The 22,707-nt window shown below is 66.6% G+C and carries 20 protein-coding genes and 1 pseudogene; 11 read left to right on the top strand and 10 right to left on the bottom strand.

The genetic code is table 11. The features are described 5' to 3' along the window. A pseudogene (locus BS38_RS26125) lies at positions 1-314 on the bottom strand (sulfonate ABC transporter substrate-binding protein); the annotation flags it as partial. A gap of 365 nt (positions 315-679) precedes the next feature. Between BS38_RS26125 and BS38_RS0122570 the strand changes: the two are divergent. Then, positions 680-1,714 (top strand): LLM class flavin-dependent oxidoreductase, encoded by a 1,035-nt coding sequence (locus BS38_RS0122570; RefSeq protein WP_043439754.1) that lies wholly within the window; start codon positions 680-682, stop codon positions 1,712-1,714. Positions 1,715-1,840: 126 nt separating this feature from the next. Here the strand turns inward: BS38_RS0122570 and BS38_RS0122575 are convergent, their stop codons facing one another. Then, on the bottom strand, positions 1,841-2,482 hold the full coding sequence (locus BS38_RS0122575; RefSeq protein WP_028272810.1) for an NADPH-dependent F420 reductase: 642 nt from the start codon (positions 2,480-2,482) through the stop codon (positions 1,841-1,843). Positions 2,483-2,643: 161 nt separating this feature from the next. Here BS38_RS0122575 and BS38_RS0122580 point away from each other — a divergent pair, with 161 nt between their 5' ends. Together BS38_RS0122580 and BS38_RS0122585 are read left to right on the top strand one after the other, a co-directional pair. Continuing rightward, positions 2,644-3,117, top strand: coding sequence for a MarR family winged helix-turn-helix transcriptional regulator (locus tag BS38_RS0122580; RefSeq protein WP_028272811.1), 474 nt, complete (start codon positions 2,644-2,646; stop codon positions 3,115-3,117). Between the two features lie 85 nt (positions 3,118-3,202). Next, positions 3,203-4,666 carry an MFS transporter gene (locus tag BS38_RS0122585; protein WP_081819023.1) on the top strand — a complete coding sequence of 488 codons (1,464 nt, stop codon included), beginning with the start codon at positions 3,203-3,205 and terminating at the stop codon, positions 4,664-4,666. 26 nt (positions 4,667-4,692) lie between these two features. Here BS38_RS0122585 and BS38_RS0122590 read toward each other — a convergent pair whose 3' ends face one another. From BS38_RS0122590 to BS38_RS0122600, 3 genes are all read right to left on the bottom strand, one after another. Then, complete coding sequence (locus tag BS38_RS0122590; protein ID WP_028272813.1) at positions 4,693-5,034, bottom strand: hypothetical protein; 342 nt, start codon at positions 5,032-5,034, stop codon at positions 4,693-4,695. Positions 5,035-5,214: 180 nt separating this feature from the next. After that, a complete protein-coding gene (locus BS38_RS0122595) occupies positions 5,215-6,507 on the bottom strand; it encodes an MFS transporter (RefSeq protein ID WP_028272814.1) in 1,293 nt (430 codons plus the stop codon). Between the two features lie 26 nt (positions 6,508-6,533). Further along, entirely contained in the window at positions 6,534-7,757 is a 1,224-nt protein-coding gene (locus BS38_RS0122600; protein WP_028272815.1) for a M20 metallopeptidase family protein, read from the bottom strand. Positions 7,758-7,902: 145 nt separating this feature from the next. Between BS38_RS0122600 and BS38_RS0122605 the strand changes: the two genes are divergently transcribed. Then, the gene (locus tag BS38_RS0122605) at positions 7,903-8,934 is read left to right on the top strand and encodes an Lrp/AsnC family transcriptional regulator (RefSeq protein ID WP_028272816.1); all 1,032 of its coding nucleotides are present in this window, start codon (positions 7,903-7,905) and stop codon (positions 8,932-8,934) included. A 68-nt stretch (positions 8,935-9,002) separates the two neighbouring features. Here BS38_RS0122605 and BS38_RS0122610 read toward each other — a convergent pair whose 3' ends face one another. The 5 genes from BS38_RS0122610 to BS38_RS0122630 form a co-directional block, all read right to left on the bottom strand. Continuing rightward, positions 9,003-9,617 (bottom strand): TetR/AcrR family transcriptional regulator, encoded by a 615-nt coding sequence (locus BS38_RS0122610; protein WP_028272817.1) that lies wholly within the window; start codon positions 9,615-9,617, stop codon positions 9,003-9,005. Positions 9,618-9,685: 68 nt separating this feature from the next. Next, positions 9,686-10,897, bottom strand: a complete 1,212-nt coding sequence (locus BS38_RS0122615) for an NAD(P)/FAD-dependent oxidoreductase (protein WP_043439756.1) — start codon at positions 10,895-10,897, stop codon at positions 9,686-9,688. Beyond that, entirely contained in the window at positions 10,894-11,088 is a 195-nt protein-coding gene (locus BS38_RS0122620) for a ferredoxin (protein WP_028272819.1), read from the bottom strand. Before BS38_RS0122620 ends, BS38_RS0122615 begins: the two co-directional genes overlap by 4 nt. Then, positions 11,085-12,257 (bottom strand): cytochrome P450, encoded by a 1,173-nt coding sequence (locus tag BS38_RS0122625; RefSeq protein WP_028272820.1) that lies wholly within the window; start codon positions 12,255-12,257, stop codon positions 11,085-11,087. Before BS38_RS0122625 ends, BS38_RS0122620 begins: the two co-directional genes overlap by 4 nt. A gap of 53 nt (positions 12,258-12,310) precedes the next feature. Further along, positions 12,311-14,059 (bottom strand): MFS transporter, encoded by a 1,749-nt coding sequence (locus tag BS38_RS0122630; RefSeq protein ID WP_028272821.1) that lies wholly within the window; start codon positions 14,057-14,059, stop codon positions 12,311-12,313. Positions 14,060-14,313: 254 nt separating this feature from the next. Here BS38_RS0122630 and BS38_RS0122635 point away from each other — a divergent pair, with 254 nt between their 5' ends. The 7 genes from BS38_RS0122635 to BS38_RS26140 are packed head-to-tail and all read left to right on the top strand — an operon-like array spanning position 14,314 to position 22,584. Next, entirely contained in the window at positions 14,314-15,324 is a 1,011-nt protein-coding gene (locus tag BS38_RS0122635) for an aryldialkylphosphatase (RefSeq protein ID WP_051629109.1), read from the top strand. A gap of 49 nt (positions 15,325-15,373) precedes the next feature. Next, positions 15,374-16,327, top strand: coding sequence for a phosphotriesterase family protein (locus tag BS38_RS0122640; RefSeq protein WP_028272823.1), 954 nt, complete (start codon positions 15,374-15,376; stop codon positions 16,325-16,327). 49 nt (positions 16,328-16,376) lie between these two features. After that, positions 16,377-17,531: an FAD-dependent monooxygenase gene (locus BS38_RS26130; protein ID WP_043439758.1), complete on the top strand. Its 1,155-nt coding sequence runs from the start codon at positions 16,377-16,379 to the stop codon at positions 17,529-17,531. A 5-nt stretch (positions 17,532-17,536) separates the two neighbouring features. Then, positions 17,537-18,505: an alpha/beta hydrolase gene (locus BS38_RS26135; RefSeq protein ID WP_051629110.1), complete on the top strand. Its 969-nt coding sequence runs from the start codon at positions 17,537-17,539 to the stop codon at positions 18,503-18,505. Then, positions 18,502-19,470: an MBL fold metallo-hydrolase gene (locus BS38_RS0122655; protein WP_028272824.1), complete on the top strand. Its 969-nt coding sequence runs from the start codon at positions 18,502-18,504 to the stop codon at positions 19,468-19,470. The genes BS38_RS26135 and BS38_RS0122655 overlap by 4 nt, the downstream gene beginning before the upstream one ends. Continuing rightward, entirely contained in the window at positions 19,463-21,205 is a 1,743-nt protein-coding gene (locus BS38_RS0122660; RefSeq protein WP_028272825.1) for a CocE/NonD family hydrolase, read from the top strand. Before BS38_RS0122655 ends, BS38_RS0122660 begins: the two co-directional genes overlap by 8 nt. Further along, on the top strand, positions 21,202-22,584 hold the full coding sequence (locus BS38_RS26140) for an MFS transporter (RefSeq protein WP_081819024.1): 1,383 nt from the start codon (positions 21,202-21,204) through the stop codon (positions 22,582-22,584). Before BS38_RS0122660 ends, BS38_RS26140 begins: the two co-directional genes overlap by 4 nt. Positions 22,585-22,707 lie beyond the last annotated feature (123 nt).

Here is a 22,707-nt window from a genome sequence, read left to right on the forward strand (position 1 = left end):
TTGGTCTCGCCCAGGCTCCTGGCAAGGAAACCCTGCTTGACGCCCACCAGCGCGGGGGCGTGGGTGACGTTGCCGAAATAGCCCAGCTTCAGTTCAGCGGCGGCCGTGCCGGCGGCAGCTGCGGCCGCCGGCTGCGCCTCGGGGCTGCGGTTGAGGTTCGAAGCCACTGCGGCGCCGCCGGCGATCAGCGCGACGAGGCCTGCGGCGATGCCGATGCCGAGGGCGCGCTTGCGCTTTCCTGCGGAGTTTTGGGGCTTGGGCGTTTGTCCCGCAACGATGCGGGTGGATCCTTCGGGGTTCTGATGCGATGACATGGGGATTCCTTCACGATTGCGGCGGGCCGCACAGGGCCTCGCCGCCGGACAAGAGTCGGGGGTGCGGAGAGCGGAGGGGACGGAGGCTCGCGGCGGCATTTCTGCCGCCCTCCGTCGTGGTCAATTGCTGGGCCTGCTGCTCTTGTGGAGCGTATCCGGTGCCCCGGTTCCAGCGCTTGGATTGAGGTTACGGTCCGGCCCGCGGCTGTATCAATGGCCGGTGTCGCGCTTGTTCACCGGCGGTAATGCAGTGACTCAAAGCGTCATCCGGGAGCCCGCATCGGCGGCCCCGGACGCTGAGAAGGTCACGAGGCGTCACACAAGGTAACTGGAATGAAATCAGGAACTTGAATGTTCAACCAAGCATGGACTTTGGCATTTTCACTTTCGGTGAGCTTTCCCGAAACATCGACACCGGCAGCGCACTCTCACCCCGGCAGCGGGTGCACGAGATCATTGAGCTGGCCAAGCTGGCGGACCAGGCGGGCCTCAGCTTCCTGGGCCTGGGTGAGCACCACCGGCGGGATTTCGCCCTTTCCGCGCCCGAGATCGTGCTGGCAGCCATCGCCCGCGAAACCACCAACCTCCGGCTCAGCACCGCCGTCACGGTCCTGTCCACCCAGGACCCCGTGCGGCTCTTTGAGCAGTTCGCCACGCTGGACCTGATTTCCGACGGGCGGGCCGAAATCATCGCCGGACGCGGCGCCTTCATCGAGTCCTATCCGCTGTTCGGCCACAGCACTGAGGACTACGACGGGCTCTTCGACGAGAAGCTGCGCATGCTCCTCGAGTTGCGGGACAACGCCGTCCTGGATTGGCGGGGAACACTGACCCAAAGCGTGCCCGGGATGGACATTGCGCCCCGCCCGATCCAGGACAAGCTCCCCGTCTGGGTGGGCGTGGGCGGGACGCCGGCGAGTTTCGTCCGGGCCGGCCGGCTGGGCCTTCCCCTGTTCATTGCGCTCCTGTCCGGTCCGCAGCGGTTCCGCCGCCTGGCGGAGCTGTACCGCCAGAGCGCCACCGACGCCGGCCATGACGCCGGCGCCCTGCCGGTGGGCGTGGGCGGACACTTCTACGCGGCCCCCACCTCGCAGCAGGCACGGGACACTTTCTACCCGCACTACCGGGCCTATTTCGAGCAGAACATGCCGCGCGCCGTGGACCATTACCCGCGCGCCACCTTTGATGACTGGAGTGAACCGGGCGGCGGGCTGCTCGTCGGAAGTCCACAGCAGGTCACTGAGAAGCTCCTGGAAATACACGAAACCCTCGGCAACAGCCGGTACATGGCGCAGATCGGCCTCGGCGGCCTGCCGTTCGCCGAGACCGCACGTTCCATCGAACTGCTGGCCACCGAAATCATGCCGGCCGTGAACCGCGAAATCGGCCCCGCGGGCTAGCTTGCCGTAAAGCGGTGCGGTGCTGTGGCCTGGCTGCCGCACTCAATGCCGTGTTGACCACCAAAACAGAAGCGGACGACGCCGGGAGGTCCCGGCGTCGTCCGCTTCCGGCTTTTCGCCGGGGTACTACTTGGTGATGGCGAGCCCGGTGTCCCAGTTGAAGTCGGCGAACGCCGGGTTGGCCTGCATGGTCATGAGGACGAACTGGAACCCCTCGAGTTCTCGGGAGCGCTTGAGCGGACCGACAACAAGCGGGCGCATTCCGGCCGCGGCCACAAAACTGCTCACGGCGTCGGTGCCATGCGGGGCGTCACCGGCGATGAAGACGTCCAGCGGCTGGCCGCCGGATTCGCCGGCCACCAGGGTCCCCGCGAAGGTGGTGTTGAAGGCCTTGACCACGCTGGCGCTGGCCGGAACCAGGGCGGAGATTTCCTCGGCAGCGGACGAGCCCGGTTCGACCACCAGGGAATCGAAGGTTGCGAAGTTGACGGGGTTGGTGATGTCCACGATGGTCTTGCCGGCGAGGGCGTCACCATAGCCGGTGACTACTGCCTTGGCGGCGTCGAACGGGACGGCCAGCACCACGATGCTGCCCTGCGGGGCGTCGGCGGTGGTGCCTGAGGTGACACCTGCGCCGAGTTCGACTGCCAGGGTTTGGGCTTTGGCGGCGTCCTGTCCGAGGATCTCCACGGCCTTGCCGGCTGCGAGGGCGCGGGTGGCAATGCCACGGGCCATGTTGCCGTTACCGATGATGGTGATGTCAGTCATGGGAGTCTTCTTTCCAAAGATGCGGGCCAGGAGGGTTTTCATCAGGTTCTGTTCTGCCGGAGGATTACTTGTTGAAGCTACAACTAAATATAGACCTAGAAACTTGAAGCGTCAAGTAATTTTGGGATCGTGCCCGGCCCGGCCGCCCCTATGCTGGTGGGATGGAAAATGTTGGGTCGGGCGAGGGGTCGGCGCCCGCCGTTGACCACCGCGCCCTCGCCGTGGCCATCCTCGACATCTCTGCCGACGTCCGGCGGAGGTCCCACGAAGACACCGGCGTGCGGCCGCTGCCCAACGGACTCCTCGAGATCCTTCGCGTGATCGAAAACCACCCCGGGATCACTGTCGCCGAAGTGGCCAACAGGCTGGGCCGGCAGTTCAGTAACGTGAGCGTGCAGGTGCGCGAACTTGTCACCGGGAATCTGGTAACCCGTACGCGCGACGCCGCCGACAAGCGGTATGTCACGCTCCACCCCACTGCTGAGTCCCAGCGGATCAAGGCCCTGCTGGAAGGCTCTTGGGCTGATTCGCTCGCAGCGGCAAGCTCCAGGCTTCTTCCGGCCGAGCGTGCGCAAATCGAGGCGAGCCTCCCGGCCCTCCAGCGCCTGGCCGCCATCCTCGACGCGCCCGCGTAGCCACCACTGCACCCATCCGGCAGGGCCGGACTCCCGGAAAGTAGTTATACTTTTATAAGTATTACTACTTGGAAGGTGTGAAGGAATGGCATTTGATACGGCAACCGCTCACGTGCGGCAGGAGCAGAAGCCGCAGAAAGCGTGGCGGGCACTGATCTTCCTCGCCCTGGCCCAGCTCATGGTGGTCCTGGACGGCACAATCGTGAACCTCGCCCTCCCGCGGCTGCAGGCCGAAATGGGGATCAGTGACTCGACCCGCTCGTGGGTGGTGACGGCCTACGCGCTGGCCTTTGGCGCGTTCCTGCTGCTGGGCGGGCGCATCGCGGACTTCTGGGGCCGTAAGCGGACCTTCATCGTTGCCGCGGCAGGTTTCGCCGTCGCGTCGTTCATCGGCGGCATCGCGCAGGAGTCGTGGGAGCTGATCGGTGCGCGCGCCCTGCAGGGTGTTTTCGCGGCGCTGCTGGCGCCTGCCGCACTGGCGCTGCTGACCGTTGCGTTCCCCGGAGGCAAGGACCGCGGAACGGCGTTCGCGATCTTCGGTTCCATCAGCGGTGTCGGCGCAGCCGTCGGCGTCCTCCTGGGCGGCTACCTGACGGACTACGCGTCCTGGCGGTGGTGCTTTTTCGTCAATATCCCCATCGCCTTCATCGCCTTCGTCGGCGTCTGGCGCCAGGTTCGCGAGAGCAAAGCCGAAGGATCCACCAAATACGACTGGCCCGGCGTCGTGCTTGCCGCGCTCGGACTGGGTTCGCTGGTGTACGGCTTCACCAACGCCGAACACGGCTGGGGTGCCCCCGAGGCGTGGGGGTTCATTTTTGCCGGCGCGGTGCTGCTGGTGCTGTTCGTAGCAGTGGAGAAGAAGGTGAAACACCCGCTGCTGCCGCTGCGGGTCGCAACGGAGCGCAACCGCGCGGCGGCGTTCCTCGCCTCATTGCTCTCAGGCGCCGTCCTGATCGGCGGCATCCTGTTCATCAACTTCTACATCCAGATTGTGCTCGGCTTCGCCCCGTTCCCGGCAGGCATTGCGTCCCTGCCGATGACGGTGGTGCTGATCGTCACCGCCGCAGTCGTGGCGAAGAACCTGCCGACGCTGGGGGCGAAGATCCCCACCGCCGTCGGGCCGCTCTTTATGGCGGCGGCCATGCTGTGGCTCACCCGGGTGAGCGCGGAGGGCAGCTACGCAGTGAACATGCTGCCCGCGCTGGTCCTGATGGGCCTGGGCCTGGGAATGGTGTTCGTTCCCATGCAGAACCTTGCCCTTTTCGGCGTGGACAAGGACGATGCCGGTGTTGCCAGTGCCCTGGTGAATGCCTCACAGCAGATCGGCGGCTCGCTGGGCATCGCCCTCTTCAGCACCATCGCTGCTGCGGCCACGGCCGCCGCAGGAACTGCCTCCATGGCGGCGTTGACCGCCGGCTATGCGGAGGTGTTCCTGTGGGCGGCGGCCGTGTCGATCCTGATCATGCCGATTGCGCTCCTGCTGATCACCATCGACCGGAAAAGGTTCAGCGGCGCCGACGTAAACGGCCCGCCGGTCCACCTGGGCTAGGGAGCGGCGTCATTCGTGCAGAACGGCTACGACGTGCAGAGCTGCCCGAACGTGGCGCCGGCCTTCTGGTAGCCGGCCTGCAGCTCGGCAACCTTGTCGGCATCCGGGTTCTCCTTTGCGGACTCGTCCGCGTAATCCAGGATTGCCTGCACCGCGGGCTTCAGCTCGTCCGAGGCACCCGCCACGATCGGGCGAAGCCGGTTGCCCAGGATGACCATCCCGGTCTTGCCGGCGTTGGCGCTGGAATCCGTCACAACGATCTTGAGCCGGTCGCAGGTCTCCGCGGTGGTCAGTTTTTCCGGTGCCGAACAGGCCGAAGCGGAGATGATGAGCCCGGCGGCGAGCAGGGCCGTGGTGAGTTTCTTCATGGTTCCCTTGTTAGATGACTGTCGGTTGATTGTAAGCAGATCGGGCTGTGCATCCCGCTACGGTGCCGCGATGCGTCGGGCATCCCCATTCTCCCAGACGCGCCAATGGCGGGGGCCGGGCGGCAGTGCCGCCCGGCCCCCGCCGGTGTTCACGTCAGGCGGCCGGGCCGCCGTCGGGAGTTAGTGCGTCAGGTCCTTGCCCTTGGTCTCGGGGATGGTGAAGACGAACGCGATGCCAATCAGCAGCAGGAGCACTGCGTAGACATTGAACAGGTTGGCCTGCCCGATGGTCCCCAGCCAGGTCTGCAGGTACGGGGCCGTGCCGCCGAAGGCCGCGACGCAGATGGAGTAGGGGACGCCGACTCCGACCGTGCGGATCTTGGTGGGGAAGAGCTCGGCGTAGACGGCCGGGACAATCGCGGCGCTGGCGGCGATGAAGAACAGCATGACGGACATGGTGACGGCGAGCTGCCAGGGGGAGTCCTTCAGCAGCCAGGTCATGGGGAAGTGCAGCAGGGCGGCGCCGGCGGAGCCCATGATCAGGACCGGCTTGCGGCCGATGCGGTCGGACAGCTTGCCCCAGAACGGCAGCGCGGCGATGAACACGATGTTGGCGATGACGCCGGCCCAAAGGGCTTCGCCGCGGTCCATCTTCAGGGTGGTGGCGGCGTAGCTCGGTGCCACCACGCCCCAGATGTAGTAGCTCACGGTGAGGCCGACCGTCAGGCCGATGACCTGCAGGGCCTGCTTGCGGTGCCGCCAGATCTGCGGCCACATCGGCTCGTGCTTTTCCTTGGGCGACTCGGCCTCGAAGGCTTTGGTTTCCTTCATCCGGGCCCGCATCACCAGGGCGTAGACGCCCAGGGCGCCTCCGATCAGGAAGGGGATGCGCCAGCCCCAGGCGTTCATGTCGGCCGTGCTCAGGACATTGGACAGGATGGCGCCGAGCAGCGTTCCGGCCAGGATCCCGGCGGTGCCGGACGTGTAGATGAGGGTTGCCCAGAAGCCGCGCTTTTCCTTGGGGGCCATTTCGGAAAGGTAGGTCTGCGACGACGGCAGCTCCCCGCCGTGCGCCAGGCCCTGGATCAGGCGGGCCACCAGCAGCATTACGGACGCGAACGCACCGACAGCCTCGAACGTCGGGGCGACGCCGATCAGCAGGCTGCCGAGGGCTGCCAGGCCGACGGCGAACGTCATGGACGTCTTGCGGCCGATCCGGTCACCGATCCAACCGAAGACAAAGCCGCCGAAGGGACGGGCCACGAAGCCGACGGCGAAGATCGCCAGGGTGGCCAGGAAGGCCGACGTCGGATCCGCCTTGCTGAACAGTGCGCTGGCGATGAACGGTGAGAATGTGGCGTAGATGGCCCAGTCGTACCATTCAACGGCGTTGCCGATGCCGGTGCCGATGAGGGTCCGGAGGTGGGACTTGTGAACCTGGACCTCGGCTGGCATGCCTACGGTGGAAGTCATGTGGGGCTCCAAAAGTGAAGGGAAGGTCAGTTGCCTGCAGCCGCGAGGGCTGCGATGCGGGAAACGGCCAGCTCTGCGTAGAGCGCCGCGCCGTCGGAGAGAACGCCGTCGTCGAATGTGGCGTAGGGGGAGTGGTTGAACGGGGTGGCGGTGTGGTCCGCGCCGGGGGCAACAGCGCTGAGCCCGATAAACGTGCCGGGCACCTCCGCCATTACCCGGGAGAAGTCCTCCGACCCGCTGAGCGGGGTGGCCCAGCGGGTGAGGCGGGAGTCGCCAAAGAGCTTCTGGATGGTCTTTTCGGCGGTGTGCGTCTCGTCTTCATCCGTGACGCTGAGCGGGTACTCGGAGCGGTAGTCGACGTCCACCTCGAGGCCGTGGGCTGCGGCGATTCCTTTGAGGAGGACCGGAACGGCCGTCATCATCCGTTCCCGGGAGGCGTCGGAGAACGTGCGGATGGTGGCTTCGAAGCGCGCGGATTCAGGGATGACGTTGCGTTTGGTGCCGGCCTGCAGGAGGCCGACCGTGAGGACTACGGGATCGAACATGTTGAACTGGCGTGTGATCATCACCTGCAGGGCTGTCACCATTTCGGCAACCGCCGTGACGGGGTCCTTCGCGGAGTGCGGCGCGGAGCCGTGGCCGCCGGCACCCAGGACGGTGACGAAGAGACCGTCGGACGCACTCAGGATGACGCCGGGCTTGGTGCAAAACTGGGCGTACGGTTCCAGGGCGGAGAACACGTGCATGGCGTAAGCGGCATCCACGCGCCCGCCCGCCGCGTCCAGCACGCCTTCGCTGATCATGTGGGAGGCGCCGTCGAAGCCTTCCTCGCCAGGCTGGAACATCAGGACAACATCGCCGGCCAGCTGCTCGCGGCGGTCGGCCAGGAGGCGGGCGGCGCCGGCAAGCATGGACGTGTGGAGGTCGTGGCCGCAGGCGTGCATGGCGCCGTCAATGCGTGAAGTGAAGTCGACGCCGGTGCGTTCCTGGACGGGCAGGCCGTCCATGTCGGCACGGAGCAGGACCGCCGGCTTCTCGGCTGAAGCGTGCGGCGCTCCGCCGCGCAAAACAGCAGTGACCGACGTCGTGCTCTCACCGAGGGTGATCTCGTACGGCAGGCCTTCCAGCGCCTTGAGTACTTTTTCCTGGGTCCGGGGCAGATCCAGGCCGATCTCCGGCTCCCGATGCAGCTCGTGGCGGAACCGGGCGATTTCGCCCTGCAGCTCCCTGGCATCGGCGGTGATCGACATATGTTTTCCTACTTCCCGAACGATTGGTAAGTGATCTGCTATCCATTCTGGAGTGAGCTGGTTCACAAGGAGGAAAATAGCTGGAAAAAATCAAAACTATGATGGTTTGTGCAGGATTCGTGCGATCGGAAGGGGATGTGTCCGGATGGAAGTCAGTGAGGACGATCTCCGCATCATTAATGCGCTGCAGATAGCGCCGCGGATCAGCTGGTCCGACGCCGCCGGAATTTTGGGCGTGCACGCCACGACGCTCGCGGCCCGTTGGGACCGGCTGAGGGAGGCCGGCGCCGCCTGGACCACGGCCCACCTGATCGGCGATCCGAAACAGATGTGCCTGGCGCTGGTGGACGTGGACTGCGAGATGCGGCAGCGCGCCGGCGTCACCGCCGCGCTCGCCGCCATGCCCGAAGTGGTCACGGTGGAGGAAGCGGCCAGCAACCGCGACCTGATGCTGACGGTCATCACGCCCACTCTTGCCTATTTCAGCGACACGGTGGTGCCGCAGTTCAAGGACATCCCCGGCCTCCTCAAGTACCGGACCGCGCTCTGCACGCGGCTGCACGTGGGCGGCTACGCCTGGCGGCTCAATGTCCTGGACAAGGCGCAGCAGAACGCCCTCAGGCTGCTCGCCGGGCCAGAGGCATCCGGCTCGGCCCCGCCCGCCGTGGCGGGTGCTCCGCTGCCGCAGAGCCATCTTGACCTGATCCCGTTCCTCGCACAGGACGGGAGGGCCACCGCGGCGGAGATCGCCCGCGGCCTCGGGCGCAGTCCGGCCACAGTCCAGCGGCAGTTGAACCGGGTGCTGGCCAGCCAGCTGCTGTCCTTCCGCTGCGAAATGGCACAGAAGTACTCCGGCTACCCGGTCACGTGCCAGTGGTTCGCCAACGTGCCGCCGGGCCAGCACGACTCCGCGGGGGCCGAGCTGCGGGGGTTCCGCAACGTCCGGCTTGCCGCCTCCACCACCGGCAGGACCAACTTCGTGATCGTCATGTGGCTGCACTCCCTGGCGGACGTGATGAACGCCGAGCTCGCGCTCCAGCAACGGATCCCGGGGATCGAGCTGGCCGAAAGCGTTGTGGTGCTGAGCGCGGCCAAGAGGGTGGGCTGGATGCTCAACCCGGACTCGACGGCCACCGGAGCCGTGGTTCCGTCAGCCGGCCTGGGGCTGGATGCCTAGTTCCCCGGGGAGTGGCTGCGCGTTGAGGGGCTGCCGGGGGAGGGGCTGCGCGTTCGGTGGCTGCGCGTTCAGCCCTCGTCGCAGAGCAGGTGGTACCAGTTGTCCGCCAGGACCTCCAGCGCGTGTTCGCGGTTTGGTTCAAACTTGCGGCGGGTCCAGAGCGTGGCCACGTAGTCGAGTGAGGTGAAGGCCAGGGTTCCGCGGATGTGGTGCGTCTCCTCGGAGAAGCGTCCGGCCAGCTGCATTCCGCGGACCAGGTCGGAGATGACTTCCTCATGCCAGCCCTCCACCATGGCGCGCACCTCACGGTCGACGGCGGCGGCCTCGTCGAGCACGTCAAGGTACGGCCGGAATACCGGCCAGAGCGCCGCCCGGGACTCCAGCCAGGCCAGGATGCCCGGCAGCTCGCCCGCCCGCACCACATCAACAAGGTCGGCTGCGGTGGAGCCGCTCTCCGGGCCGTCGGCGCGGTCCAGCACCGCGTTGACCCGCGCCATAAAGTCCTTCATCAGGTCAACACGTGAGGGGTAGTACGCGTAGAAGGTCACCCTGGTGGTGCCGGCCGCTGCGGCGATCTCGTCGATGGTGGTCGCGGCGTAACCCTTTTCGGTGAAGAGCTCAAGTGCCCGCTCCACGATCATGTCGCGGGTGAGCTTCTTCTGGGCTTCTCGCAACGACGACATGGATCAATCCTAACGGTGGCGGGCGGGCTCAAACCCGGGCGGGCTGGCTCAAACCCGGGCGGGCGGGCTCAAACCCGGGCGGGCGCGTTTGGACGCAGCGCGGCCGGACCGGCGTCGGCCAGCCGGCGCAGCCTGGGGATCGGGATCCGGTAGTTGAGCGCGGCGGCGGTCCCGGAACCGTCCGGGTTGTCCCAGCGCAGGAGCGCGGACCCGCTCTCCCCGCCAGGTTCGCAGTAGTCGGGGGCACCCGCCACCGGGGTGAATCCGACAGCTTTGAGCGACAGTCCGAAGCCCTCCGTCCAGAAATAGGGCTGGAAGTTGAACTCGGGTGCGGCGTCGCCTTGAAGCAGGCCGACGGCGGCGACCCTGGCCTGGTCGATGGCGCTCGTCCACAGCGGAACCCGCTCTACGCCGCGCAGGGTGGGGAAGAACGCCACGTCGCCGGCGGCCACGATGTCCGGCCGCAGCCGTCCGCGCGAATCGACTCGCAGCGACCCGTCGGTGAGGAGTGGCGAGCCGGCCAGCCAGTCAATGTTCGGCTCATCGCCGATTGCTGTGACCACGAGGTCCGCCTCAAGTTCGGTGCCGTCGGCCAGGACAACCGTTGCGCTGTCGCCGCGATCCACAAGGCGTGCCTTCCCGCCGCCAACCACCCGCAGTCCGCTCCCGATGGCGGCGGAGGTGAAGATGCCGGCCAGGTGGTCGCCCAGTTGGCGCGACAGGGGCGTGGCGTCGGAGACGAGCGTGACGTCGCAGCCCATGTGCAGGCAACCGGACGCCACCTCCATGCCGAGCGGTCCGCCGCCGACCACGATGACGGAGGGGCGATCGGAGACCCGTTCCTTAAGTGCGACCGCATCCTCGATGGAGCGCAGGGTGAGCTCGCGGGAGGTGCCCTCCGGTTGCGGTCCGCCGGATTGCCAGGAGGCGAGACGCTTCGCCCGGGAACCGGAGGCGATGACCAGGCCGTCATACGGCAGCTCACCGCCCCCGTCCAGGCTAACCAGCCGGGCGTCCACGTCCAGGCCTGTGGCACTGACGCCGAGCAGCTCCGTTGCTTCATGGGTGGGCGGGGGGAGTTCGTGCGCCCGGAGGGCGCCGTCACTTTTCCCGTCATCGCCATGCAGCAGCGCCTTGGACAGGGCGGGGCGGCTGTACGGGTGGTGGCGCTCGGCGCCAACCACCGTGAGCTCACCGTCGAAGCCGGCCGAGCGCAGCGAGTCGCAGGCCGTGAGGCCGGCGATGCCGTTGCCCACCACCACTATCCGTCGCAGTGTCATGCCGCGGCCAATCGCAGCGCGGCCACCGGGCAGACCCGGACCGCCGCCTTTGCGGCGTCCAGGTCGGCCCCTTCGGCGTCCGGAACATCGATGACCAGCTCGCCGTCGTCGTCGAGGTGCATCAGCGTGGGCGCGGCTTCCTCGCACAGGCCGTGTCCCTCGCAGCGCGGCCGGTCCAGTTCGATCCTCATGCTGCCACCACCTTTTCGACCTGGAGCAATTCGAAACTCCGCGTGATGTTGCTCGGTTCCCGGACCTCATCGGAGACTGTCAACGATTTCACCCGGCGGGCGAGTGCTTCGATGATCGCGTGCGCTTCGAGTTTCGCCAGGCCCTGGCCGGCACAGCCGTGCGGTCCGTAGCCGAAGGAGAGGTGGTCCACCGGGTTGCGCCGGACATCAAAGGTGTCGGGATTCCCGTAGTGCCGCGGGTCCCGGTTGCCGGCACCGAAGAGGATGCCCACCTGGGCGCCTGCCGGAATAGTGACGCCGTCGATGTCGACGTCGCGGGTTGCCTTGCGGCCCCAGATGTGGACCGGTGCCCAGTAGCGCAGAACTTCGGCGAACGCCGCGGGGACCAGTTCCGGGTTCTCGCGGACCAGCTCGAACTGCTCCGGGTGGTGGCCGAACAGCGCGATGATGTTTCCGATCGAGGCGATCGTCGTATCGACGCCCGCTCCCAGGTACTGGTGGATGATGTGCCCCGCAGAGCCTTCGGGGATGTCGCCGCGCGATTCGGCGTCGAAAATTCCGCGCCCGATCGAGCCGGGCGTGAGGTCTTCCGCGGTGACCGACGAGCACCAGCCGTAGAGCTCGCCCGCGATCGGGAAGCTCTCCTGCGTGCGCTGGTTCAGCGGGCCGATGACCTGCATCGCCGCCTGGCCCCAGCGCAGCATGTTGTCCTTGACGTGCCCGCTGAAGCCGATGAGGTCGGCAACGATTTCGATCGGGAAGGCCCGGGCCAGGGCATCGACGGCCTCGAAGCTGCCGCTGGCGGCGAGCTCTGCCACGAGTTTGTCCGCCTTTTCGTCGATGACGACTTTCAGTCCGCGGAGTGCGCGGGGCGTGAGGTTCTGCGACAGCGTGGCGCGGAGCTGCGTGTGCGTGGGCGGGTCGGAGGCAAGCGAGGTGCCCTGAAGCGCCTCGTTCACCATGGGATTGAAGCCGATGCTGGTGGAGGAGAAGGTTTCCGGATCGCCGAGGGCGTCGCGGATGACGTCGTAGCGCGTCAGGACGTACAGGTCGTTCTTGGGGAGGTGGACCACTGCGGCCTGCTCGCGGAGCGCGGCATAGGTGGGGTAGGGGTCGACAAGGATGTCGTCATCCCAGATGTCGATGTCTGATTCGAGGGGTGCAGTCATGGTGTTCTCCTTGCGGATGGTCGGTGGTTGGGTAGGGCTGGCGGCCGTCAGGCTCAGACGGCGGCTTCGGCGCTTGCCTCGGCGTCGGCTGCGGCGGTCTTCGTGGGTTCCGCAACCGCATCCGGCGCGGGGGCCGAGGAACGTGCGGAGATGAAGAGGGTAAGGACGGCGGACAGGATGGCCGCGATGCCCGCAGCGAGGTAGACGGCCTGGAAGCCCTGGCCGAGGGAGGTACCCGCCACGCCCTGGATCTGCGGCTGTGCGGAGGTGAGGGCCTTGACCATGCCGTCGACCGCCTGGGCGGGTGCGCCGCCGGCCGTTGCCTGGCCGGTGAACTGCGCGATGACCCCGTCCCAGCCGGAGAGATAGCCCAGCGGCGGCACGTTCGACAGCCCGGCGACGGCGTCCGCGGGGAGTCCTGCACCGCCGAGGATCCCGGCGAGGGGTGCGGCGAAGGCGGCGGCTCCGATGCCGAAGGCGATGGCTGAGCCGATGACGGGGCCCAGGGCGAAGCCGAGGTCACGCAGGAGGTTGGTGGTGGCGGACGCCATCCCGATGTGCTGCGGCGGGACGGTGTTGATGGCGACGGCGGTGATGGAGCCGACCGTGAGCGCGAACCCGATGCCCAGGAGCAGGAGCGGCGGAATGAACGCCGTCCACGGAGTTCCGCCGAAGGCCTCCGGCGTGCCCAGCGGGACCGTAGAGAGCCAGAAGGCGGAGGCTGCCATGAAGGCGAAGCCGGCGGTGAGCACCCAGCGCGGTGCCACGTGGTGGATGAGCCAGCCCACCACCGGGATGAAGGCGAATGCGGGGCCCTGGATGAAGACGAACAGCACGCCGACCTTCCAGGCTTCGGCGAGGGCGAGCCCGCCGACGGCGACGCTGGTGCTGTAGCAAACGGCGAGGAAGGCGAACATGCCTGTCACGGCAACGATGCCCGTGATCGAGTAGGCGCTGTTCTTGAACAGCGAGAGGTGGATCAGCGGCTGCCTGGTGCGTGTTTCGATCACGACGAAGGCGACCAGGAGGACGGCGCCTGCAACGTAGCTTGCGATCACCTCGGCGCTGCCGAAGCCGGAGTCGACAGCCGTCACCGTGGCGAAGAGAACGGCAATCAGGCCGAGCGCCAGGGTGAACTGACCGGGCAGGTCGAGTTTGCGCCCCTCGGCGGCAGCGGAGTCTTTCGCCCCGACCGCAACGATCAGGACGGCGACGGCGATCGCGGCGGCAATGTAGTACGCCACCCGCCAGCCGCTGAATCCCGCAACGGTGAAGGCCTGCGCCGTGAGGCCGGCCAGCATGGGGGAGATCACCGCACCCAGGGACAGGAACCCGGCCCACGTGGCGATGACCTTCGCCCGGGCCCGGTGGTCCGGGGTGATCGCCGCGATCATGGACAGCGAAATGGGGAAGAGGATGCCCGCACCGATGCCGCCGACAGCCTGCGCCGCGATCATCATCTCCGTGGTGGTCGCCAGTGCCGCCAGGACGGAACCGGCGACGCTGACCACGGCACCTGCGTACAGCAGCTTCTTCCGGCCGAAGAGGTCGCCCAGGACTCCCCAGCTGAGCTCAAACACCACGATGCCCATCATGAACATGCCCGCAATCCAGGTCAGGCCGGCGCCCGAGGTGTGGAATTCCACGGCGAAGGTGCCGTTGAGGGCGCCCGGCAGTGCATTGGTGATCTGGGCCAGGGTGACCGCGCTATAGGCGGCGATGAAGGTGGCTCGTACGGAGCCGCGGCCCGGTACGGGGCCCGTCTGTGCAGTGCCCGTCTGGGCAGTGTTGGTCTGACTCATCGATGAAACTCCTTTGTTTCCGAACTACGTGTGGCGCTCCCCACAGTTTGTCTGGAAGCTTTACATCATGTCAAGAGCTTTTACGTGACGAACCTTAATGGAGTCGCATCGACTGATTACCGTACGCTGCGATTATTTCCTTGACACTATGTAAAGAATTATGTGATGCTGGCTACACCGCAACGGGGCGACGGCACGGTCCAACTCCGCGGCGCCCCCAGCATTCAGCACCCGATCTTCAAGGGAGAAGCCCCGTGAGTTACCCCACCCCCACCGGCACCGCCGACGCGATTGATGCCCCCGCCGGGCATACCGTCAACACGGTCCTGGGTCCCGTACCTGCTTCTGAACTGGGCGTTGTCGCGGTCCATGAGGCGCTGTTGTCGGTGCTCCCCGGTGCCCAGTACGCCCCCGACATCTCGATGGACCGGGCGGCGATCTTCGAGGCCCTGGCCGCCAAACTCACGGACTTCCGCGAACACGGCGGTCAGACCATCGTCGACAGCACCGGCATGTTCCACGGCCGGGACCTCAAGCTCTACGAGGCGCTTTCCCGTTCCACCGGCGTCCACATCGTTGCGTCCACGGGCCTGGGCCCGGAGGAAGAACTCGGCGGATACTTCCTGACACCGCAGACCAACCCACCCACCCCGTGGCCGGCCGAAAAGTTCGGCGATCTCTTCGGCAAGGAGGTCACCGAGGGGATGGTGGTGCCCCGGGTCGAGCGCCGCGCCGCTGCCGGTATCGTCGCCACTGTCGCCGACCGCGCCGGTATGACGCCCACCGAGGAAAGCCTCTTCCGCGGCTCAGCCCGCGCCGCCAGGACCACCGGCGTCCCCGTCTCCATCCGCTTCGGCGCCGATGCCCTGCATGACCTGGACGTCGTCCTGGACGAACAGATCGGAGCCGACCGGGTACTCGTGGGCGGCCTGGACCGCAAGGACGCCACCGGCTCCGCCGTCGAGGTGGCCCGCCGTGGAGCGTTCGTCGGGATCGACCACGTAGGCCTGAACGACCACGCGGACTACCTGACCGACCACGAGCGCGCCGAGCTGGTGCTCGAGCTCGTCAAGGCCGGCCATGCCGACAAGATCATCCTGTCGGGCAACTCGATCGGCGTGGCCAAGGGCCTGCCGGAGTACAGCCTGCCCTACAGCCACGTCCTGACCACCTTTGTGCCGTTCCTCGAGGCCCGCGGCCTGGGCGAAGAAGACGTCCGGCGCATCCTCGTGGACAACCCCCGCAACCTGCTGACCGTGCGCTAAGCACGCCCCGGCCCACCCACAACAAGCTTTCGAACCCTGAGGTGAACGAATGACCAAGGTCAACACCGTGCTGGGAACCATCCCGGCCGAAGAACTGGAAATCGTGGCGGTCCACGAACACATCGGCTACGGCATGCCCGGCTCCGAACTGGACACCAAATGGTGGAAGTCGCCGGAACAGGCCTACGAGGAAACCGTGCCGAAGCTGCGGAAGTTCCGCGAATACGGCGGCGGGACCTTCGTGGACGCCACGGGCATCTGCAACGGCCGCGACGTGGACTACTACAAGTCCCTGTCGCAGAAGACGGGCGTGCACATCGTGGCCTGCACCGGCTTCGTGGGCGGCGACACCGCCCTGCCGCACTTCTCCCGTGCCACCGTGGACTACCTCACGAAGGTGTTCATCCACGAAATCACGGTCGGCATCGGCAACACGGGCGCCAAGGCCGGCGTCATCAAGGTCGGCGTGAGCCGCGGCGGACGGATGACGGACCTGGACAAGCGCATCTACCGCGCTGCGGCGCGCGCCGCCGTCGTCACCGGTGCTCCGATCCTGACGCACCTGGCCATCGACCCCGAACCGGCGGTGACCATCTTCACCGAGGAGGGCCTTTCGCTGGACCGCGTGCTCTTCGGCCATGCCGACGACGGCCTGAACGCCCCGATCACCCCGCACGACTGGATCTACGAGCAGGGCGGCCGCATCGGCTTCGACACCTTCGGCTACGACCTCGAGCTGCCGGATCCGCCGTTCTGGGGCCGCAAGCGCGCCGAACGCATGGAGCACTTCGTCAAGCTCGTGAACAAGGGCTATGCGGACAAGCTCCTCGTCTCGGCCGACGCAAACTGCAGCCCGCTGGGCTGGCCGGGCGTGAAGGGCCACACCATCAACTACATCTTCGAGGACATGATCCCCGACATGCGCGCGGCCGGCATCGACGACGCCACGCTCAAACTCCTGCTCGAGGACAACCCGGCCGACTTCCTGTCGCTGAGCGCCTGAGCCCCGGACAGACCACCGCAACTTACAGAGCCACGAAAGAGATAAAACCATGAAGGCTGAAGACATCAAGAACCTCAAGATCGCCATCGTCGGCGCAGGCTACGGCGGCGCCGCTGCGGCGAAGGCCCTGAGCCTGCTCGGTGCGGACGTCAAGGTCTACGAGCAGGCTCCCCAGATGGGCGAGGTGGGCGCCGGCATCGGCCTGCGTCCCGCCACCATGGCCCGGTTCCGCCAGTGGGGGATCTTCGACGAGATCGCCAAGGTGAGCTCGGCCAGCGACTACTTCGAAATCCTCACCGCCACCGGTGAGCCCATCATGAAGGACACGTGGCCGGAGTTCGGCGACGAGAAGCAGACCTACCTCATCCACCGCCGCGACTTTATCGAGGCCCTTCTGGGCGTGCTTCCCGAGGGCATGGTGCAGCTCGGCCACCGGTTGGAGAGCATCGAGGACAAGGGTGACCGCTCCGTCCTGACCTTCGCCAACGGGGAGACCGCCGAGGCCGACCTGGTGGTTGGTGCCGACGGCATCAAGTCCTCGGTACGTGAGCAGCTCTTCAGTGACAAGGGCCCGGTGTTCTCCGGCGAGCACGCCTACCGCGTGGTGATCTCCGCTGACGACGCCCACGGCATGGTGGCGGACGACAACCTCCGCATGTACATGGGCAGGGGCACGAAGGTCTACCTGCTGCCGCTGCGCCACCGCAACCAGATGTCCTTCGATATCACCGCCCTCAACCCGGACGGCACGTGGGCGCCCGCCATCACGAAGGAGGACCTCCTGGCGACCGTGGAGGGCTTCGACGACCGGATCGTGAGCATCGCCCGGGACCTCGACATGGACGCGGTCAACATCCGCGCCGTCTACGACATCGACCCGGTTGATGTGTGGCACACCGACTCCGTGGTGCTTATGGGCGACGCGGCGCACTCCATGCTGCACCACCAGGGCCAGGGTGCGAACTCCGCCATTGAGGACGCCGGAGCACTGGCCGACGCGCTGGGCCGGGCCGGTTCGGTCAAGGAGGCACTGGCTATGTTCCAGGCAACCCGCAAGCCGGTCACGGACGAGCTGCAGCGCATCTCCCGCCAAGGCTGGAGCGAGGAAGAGGTCAACGACGTCTTCCCGGGGCAGAAGCCAGAGTCCCAGAAGCCTGCCTCGGCGAGCGCGCCGGCACCCGTGCCAGCTGCGGCGAAGGCCTGAACGCCATGACCATCCATCCCGAAATTGCCAAAATCCTGGCAACCCTGCCGGCGCCCGATGGGTCTCCCCTGAACCCCGGGGACATGCGCGCCGGCGAGGCCGCCCAGGTCCAGCCGCTGGAAGACCGGCTGCCGCTCCACTCCGTGGAGGACGCCACGGCCGTGACGCCGGCCGGTGAAGTGCCGGTGCGGATCTACACGCCCGTGGAGGCGGACGCCTACGGGATCCTGGTCTACTTCCACGGCGGCGCGTTCTTCCTGGGCAGCCTGGACACCCATGACCACGTGGCGCGGGCACTGGCGAAGGAAACCGGCCACAAGGTCATCTCGGTGGGCTACCGGCTGGCCCCCGAGGCTGCGTTCCCGGCAGGGCTTGAGGACTGCTACGGCGTGGTCCGCTGGGCCGCCGAACAGGGGAGCAGCCTGGGCTGGAACGGGAAGAACCTCGCCATCGCCGGCGACAGCTCGGGCGGCAACTTCGTCGCCGCCGTCGCCGCGAAAGCACACGACGACGGGTTCAACCGGATCACCCACCAGGTCCTGTTCTACCCGTCGCTGGACCTGGATTTCGACGCTGACCGTTACCCTTCGATGCGGGAGAACGCCGAAGGGTACGGGCTGGAGACAGCGGGACTCGCACCGTTCAACTCGTTCTACCTCGAGAACGGGGCTGACCCGGCGGACCCGTTTGTCTCACCGATCAAGCGCGGGGACCTCTCAGGGCTGCCGGCAGCCCTGGTCATCACTGCAGAGCACGACCCCCTGCGGGATGAGGGGGAACTGTACGGCCGGCACCTGTCGGCGGCCGGTGTTGATGCGACAGTCAGCCGCTACGAGGGAGCCAACCACGGTTTCGTCCAGAACTTCGCCTGGATCCCGGAGTTCTACCGGGCATTCGAGGAGACGGGCGAATTCCTGAACGCGGGGACAGTGTCCAACAAGGGGACAGCGTCTACAGAGGGAACAGCGCCATGACGACGCCGGTCGCCGTTCATCCGATCGTCTCGCCGTGGGGCCGGTTCGGCCTCTACAGCTTCTTCATCGACGCACCGGAGCCCGCCATCGTGGACACCGGGATCGCCTCCTCGCCCGCCGAAGGCATGGTCCCGGCACTCGAGGCGATCGGCCGCCGGATCGAAGACGTCCGCTGGATCTTCCTGACCCACGGCCATATCGACCACATCGGAGGTGCGTACGCCCTGTGGGAGCTCACCGGGCGGCGGGCGCAGGTGGTCATCCACGAGGCGGACGCGCCGATGCTCCGCTCCCGCCGGGCGCACGTGGACGAATACCTTGCCGGACGCGGACAGTATCTGCAGGACCCCGACGGCGAGGCAAAGCTGACCGCCGCCACCAATGCCGTCATTTCAGGCGAGATGGAACCGGCGCTCCTGGTGCGCGGCGGCGAGACTCTTTCCCTCGGCGGCGACGTCACCGTTTCAGTCCGCTCGATTCCCGGACACACCGCCGGGTCGGTCGCGTACGTCCTTGACGGACAAAACGACGTGTTCGTGGGCGACGCCGTACAGGTCCACGGCGCGGCCAACGGATTCCCCGGATTTGTTGACCCGGCCGGCTACCGCAAGAGCCTGCAGTACCTCAACGACGAGATCCGTCCGCAGCACCTCTACCTGGGGCACCCCTACCGCCGTGCGGACGGCACACCTTACGGCGTGGAGCTCGACGCCGGGCAGGCCCGGGAAGCGCTCCAGGCGAGCCTGGAGCTGGAGGCCCGCGTCAGGGATGCAGCGTGCGGCTGCGTGGCTGCCGGACTGCAGGACACGGACTCGCCGTACTCGCCCTTCGCCAGCGTGGCCGGAGAACTCGGCTACCAGGGCGACCCCGGCCTGGAACCGTCCCCGTTCTTCACGACGCTCCACGGCTACCGCACCACGATGGACCACTTGACCCAGGATGAGGAGATAAGCACTCATGGATGACTTCCAGTTACTGAACGCCGGCGCGGAAAAGATCGCCGTGCGCAAGGACCTGCGGGTCCCGATGCGCGACGGCGTCGAGCTGGCCGCGGACGCTTACCAGGGCGCCGAGGACAAGCCGCGCCCGGCGCTGGTGGCGCTGAGCCCTTACGGCAAGGAACTGCAGGCGCTGGCCCTGACCACCCCGCCGCAGCGCCGCCCCAGCCCGATGTGGGACGGCTGCATCGAAGCCGGCGACATTGCCCGCATCGTCAAGGAAGACTACGTCCACGTCATCGGCGACCTGCGCGGCTCCGGGCATTCCGGCGGCGAGCACATCGGCAACTACAACGCCGGCGGTGTGTCGCTGGGCCAGGACGCCTACGACTTCATCGAGTGGGTGGCGGAGCAGCCGTGGTGCGACGGCAACGTAGGCATGGTGGGCATCTCCTACTTCGGCTCCATGCAGGTGCTGGCCGCCGCCGAGCGCCCGCCGCACCTGAAGGCGATCTTCGTCTCCGGCGGCCACTACGACTTCTACGAGACCACGTACCACGGCGGCATCATGTGGTTCATGCCGCGCGCTGCCCGCGAGGGCCGCGGAGGCGACTCCGGCTGGGCGTTCACCGACGGCGTGAAGTCCCGGATGATCGAGAAGTACTCCGCCGGGGAACTGAAGGAGCTCGTCGCCAAGCGGCTACAGGACCCGGACGTCGCCGCCTGGCCCAACCTGGTCCACGTCCTGAACTACCCGAAGAACCACGAAGCCTGGTTCGACATCGTGATGAACGAACTCGACGGGGAGTGGTACGAGGAACGCAACCCCATCACGCTGGCCCCGAACATCGACATCCCGGTGTGGCTGCAGCTGGACCAGGGCCGCGGCTGGACGCTGGACGGCACCATCGAGCTGTTCAACGAGCTGAAGGGCCCGAAGAAGCTGGACATCGGGCCCTACCCGCCGATGCAGTCGCGTCCCTTCATCGAGGAGCACGACAAGATGTTCCGGTGGTACGACTACTGGATCAAGGGCATCGACAACGGCGTGATGGACGAGCCTGCCGTGAGCGTTTTCGTGGAGGGCTCCCGTGAGGTGGTCACCGCTGACCAGTGGCCGCCGAAGGACATCGGGTACAAATCGCTGTACCTGCGCCCGCGCCACAAGCTCTCCCCGGAGCCCGAGCTGATGGGCGCCGAATACGCCGCCCCGGACGGCTTCTACCAGGCCCCGTTGACCGTGACCGACCAGGTGCAGATCATCAGCTGGTCCACCGATCCCTTCGAAGAAGACACGGAAATGATCGGCACCGGCGCTGCGCACATCTTCGCCGAGATCGACCAGCCGGACACCAACTTCATCCTGCGCCTGTGGGACTACGCCCCCAACGGCAAGCGCCAGCTCATCACGAGCGGATACCTCAAGGCCTCGCACCGGGAGCTCGATGACCGCACCACCGAGGGCAACCCGTACCACCCGCACACCCGTTCCGTGCCCGTGGAACCGGGGCAGATCGAGGAATACGTGCTGCGGCTCTTCCCGTTCGCGAACACGTTCAGGCCGGGCCACAAGCTGACGGTGGAACTGTCCAACGCCGAGCCGCTGGCCGACGAGCACAACTCGCTGCTCCCGCCGGACGCCTTCCACCTCCCGGTAGGCCGGCCCGTCACCCACAAGATCTACCGCGACGCCGCCCACCAGTCCCGCCTGCTCCTGCCTTTCACCACAAATGCCAAGACGGCAGAAAGCCAACTGACATGACAACCATCAACGTGAAGGCCTTCATCGAAGAAGCGGGCTTCAATCGTTTCCAGGCCGGCATGCTGTTCTGGGCCTGCTTCATCATCACCTTCGACATGTACGATCTGGTGGTCTACGGGTCGGTTCTGCCCGTCCTGATGAAACAGTGGTCTTTGGGACCCGTCGAGGCCGGCGCCATCGGCAGTTACGGGCCGGTAGGGATGATGGTTGGCGCCATCCTGTTCGGGATCCTGGCGGACCGGTTCGGGCGGAAGAAGGTCCTCACGGCCAGCATCATCCTCTTCAGCGCCGCAACGGCACTCAGCGGATTTGCCCCGGGGCCGGTTCAGTTCTCTGTCCTCCGCGCCATGGCCGGCCTGGGGATCGGCGGCATCCTTCCCAGCGTCATCGCCATGTTGACTGACTACGCGCCGAGGAAGCGTGCCAACACCATGGTGGCTGTGGTGATGTGCTTCTTCTCGGTGGGCGGCATCCTGGCAGCCTTCGTCGCCATGCTCTTGCTTCCTGCGTTCGGCTGGCAAAGCGTGTACTGGGTTGCCGTGCTTCCCCTGCTCTTCCTGCCGTTCATGATGAAGTACTTCCTGGACTCTCCGGCCATGCTCCTGCAGAAGGGGAAGCTCGAAGAGCTGCGTGCCACCTTGGCGAAGATCAACGACAAGGCGGCCCTCCCCGCCACGGCAGGTTTCACCGGACTCCAGGAGAAGGAACCCGGCAGCCCGGTCGGTGCGCTGTTCAAGAACCGCCGCGCACTGGGGACGCTGATGATCTGGGTTGCCTTCTTCATGTGCCTGCTCATGGTCAACGGACTGACCACCTGGCTGCCCAAACTGATGGTCGACGCGGGGTATGCCCTGAACTCGGGCCTGACCTTCACGATCGCCCTGAACGTTGGCGGCATCGTCGGAACCCTCGTCCTGGGCCGGCTTGCGGATGCCTGGGGCGTCAAGAGGGTGCTCGTCCCCATGTTCGTGATCGCCGCGGTTTCGCTGACCTTGCTGGGATTCGGCAATAACATGGCCGTCCTCCTGCTGCTTGTGGCCGTCAGCGGGGCTTGCACGATGGGAGCACAGAATATTTCGTACTCCTTCGTGTCCCAGTACTATCCGTCGTTCATGCGCTCGACGGCGATCGGACTGGCATCGGGGGTCGGACGGATGGGTGCCATCGTCGGTCCGACGTTCGGCGGAATTCTGCTGACGCTCAAACTTCCGGTTGAGATGAACTTCCTGTTTTTTGCCGTCCCGGGGGTCATCGCCGCCCTTGCCTTCCTGTTCGTTCCGCTCACCGCAAAGTCGGGTGGCCAGTTGGAAGGGCGCAAGGATCAGGACCCAAGCCAGGTGGAACCGGCCGGCGGGGATAAGGTGACGGTCGCCCCCTAAAGGGAACGGCGGCGTCGGCCGTGTTCCCGGCGCGCAGCACAGGCCGTGATGTTCGGGATGACCCCGGACATCACGGCCTGAGGTGTTTAATGGCAGGCACGCATCCGAAACGACTGATCAGGC

The sequence above is a fragment of the Arthrobacter sp. UNC362MFTsu5.1 genome (assembly GCF_000685965.1).
In the GTDB taxonomy this organism is placed as follows: Bacteria; Actinomycetota; Actinomycetes; order Actinomycetales; family Micrococcaceae; genus Arthrobacter.

Bases quoted from the DNA above. Each gene is read 5' to 3' on its own strand.
- BS38_RS0122595 (WP_028272814.1), bottom strand. From the start codon at position 6,507: ATGACTTCCACCGTAGGCATGCCAGCCGAGGTCCAGGTTCACAAGTCC.
- BS38_RS0122610 (WP_028272817.1), bottom strand. From the start codon at position 9,617: ATGTCGTCGTTGCGAGAAGCCCAGAAGAAGCTCACCCGCGACATGATC.
- BS38_RS26140 (WP_081819024.1), top strand. From the start codon at position 21,202: ATGACAACCATCAACGTGAAGGCCTTCATCGAAGAAGCGGGCTTCAAT.
- BS38_RS0122625 (WP_028272820.1), bottom strand. From the start codon at position 12,257: ATGACTGCACCCCTCGAATCAGACATCGACATCTGGGATGACGACATC.
- BS38_RS0122580 (WP_028272811.1), top strand. From the start codon at position 2,644: ATGGAAAATGTTGGGTCGGGCGAGGGGTCGGCGCCCGCCGTTGACCAC.
- BS38_RS0122620 (WP_028272819.1), bottom strand. From the start codon at position 11,088: ATGAGGATCGAACTGGACCGGCCGCGCTGCGAGGGACACGGCCTGTGC.
- BS38_RS0122660 (WP_028272825.1), top strand. From the start codon at position 19,463: ATGGATGACTTCCAGTTACTGAACGCCGGCGCGGAAAAGATCGCCGTG.
- BS38_RS0122600 (WP_028272815.1), bottom strand. From the start codon at position 7,757: ATGTCGATCACCGCCGATGCCAGGGAGCTGCAGGGCGAAATCGCCCGG.
- BS38_RS0122640 (WP_028272823.1), top strand. From the start codon at position 15,374: ATGACCAAGGTCAACACCGTGCTGGGAACCATCCCGGCCGAAGAACTG.
- BS38_RS0122590 (WP_028272813.1), bottom strand. From the start codon at position 5,034: ATGAAGAAACTCACCACGGCCCTGCTCGCCGCCGGGCTCATCATCTCC.
- BS38_RS0122570 (WP_043439754.1), top strand. From the start codon at position 680: ATGGACTTTGGCATTTTCACTTTCGGTGAGCTTTCCCGAAACATCGAC.
- BS38_RS26135 (WP_051629110.1), top strand. From the start codon at position 17,537: ATGACCATCCATCCCGAAATTGCCAAAATCCTGGCAACCCTGCCGGCG.
- BS38_RS0122575 (WP_028272810.1), bottom strand. From the start codon at position 2,482: ATGACTGACATCACCATCATCGGTAACGGCAACATGGCCCGTGGCATT.
- BS38_RS0122630 (WP_028272821.1), bottom strand. From the start codon at position 14,059: ATGAGTCAGACCAACACTGCCCAGACGGGCACTGCACAGACGGGCCCC.
- BS38_RS0122655 (WP_028272824.1), top strand. From the start codon at position 18,502: ATGACGACGCCGGTCGCCGTTCATCCGATCGTCTCGCCGTGGGGCCGG.
- BS38_RS0122615 (WP_043439756.1), bottom strand. From the start codon at position 10,897: ATGACACTGCGACGGATAGTGGTGGTGGGCAACGGCATCGCCGGCCTC.
- BS38_RS0122585 (WP_081819023.1), top strand. From the start codon at position 3,203: ATGGCATTTGATACGGCAACCGCTCACGTGCGGCAGGAGCAGAAGCCG.
- BS38_RS0122605 (WP_028272816.1), top strand. From the start codon at position 7,903: ATGGAAGTCAGTGAGGACGATCTCCGCATCATTAATGCGCTGCAGATA.
- BS38_RS26130 (WP_043439758.1), top strand. From the start codon at position 16,377: ATGAAGGCTGAAGACATCAAGAACCTCAAGATCGCCATCGTCGGCGCA.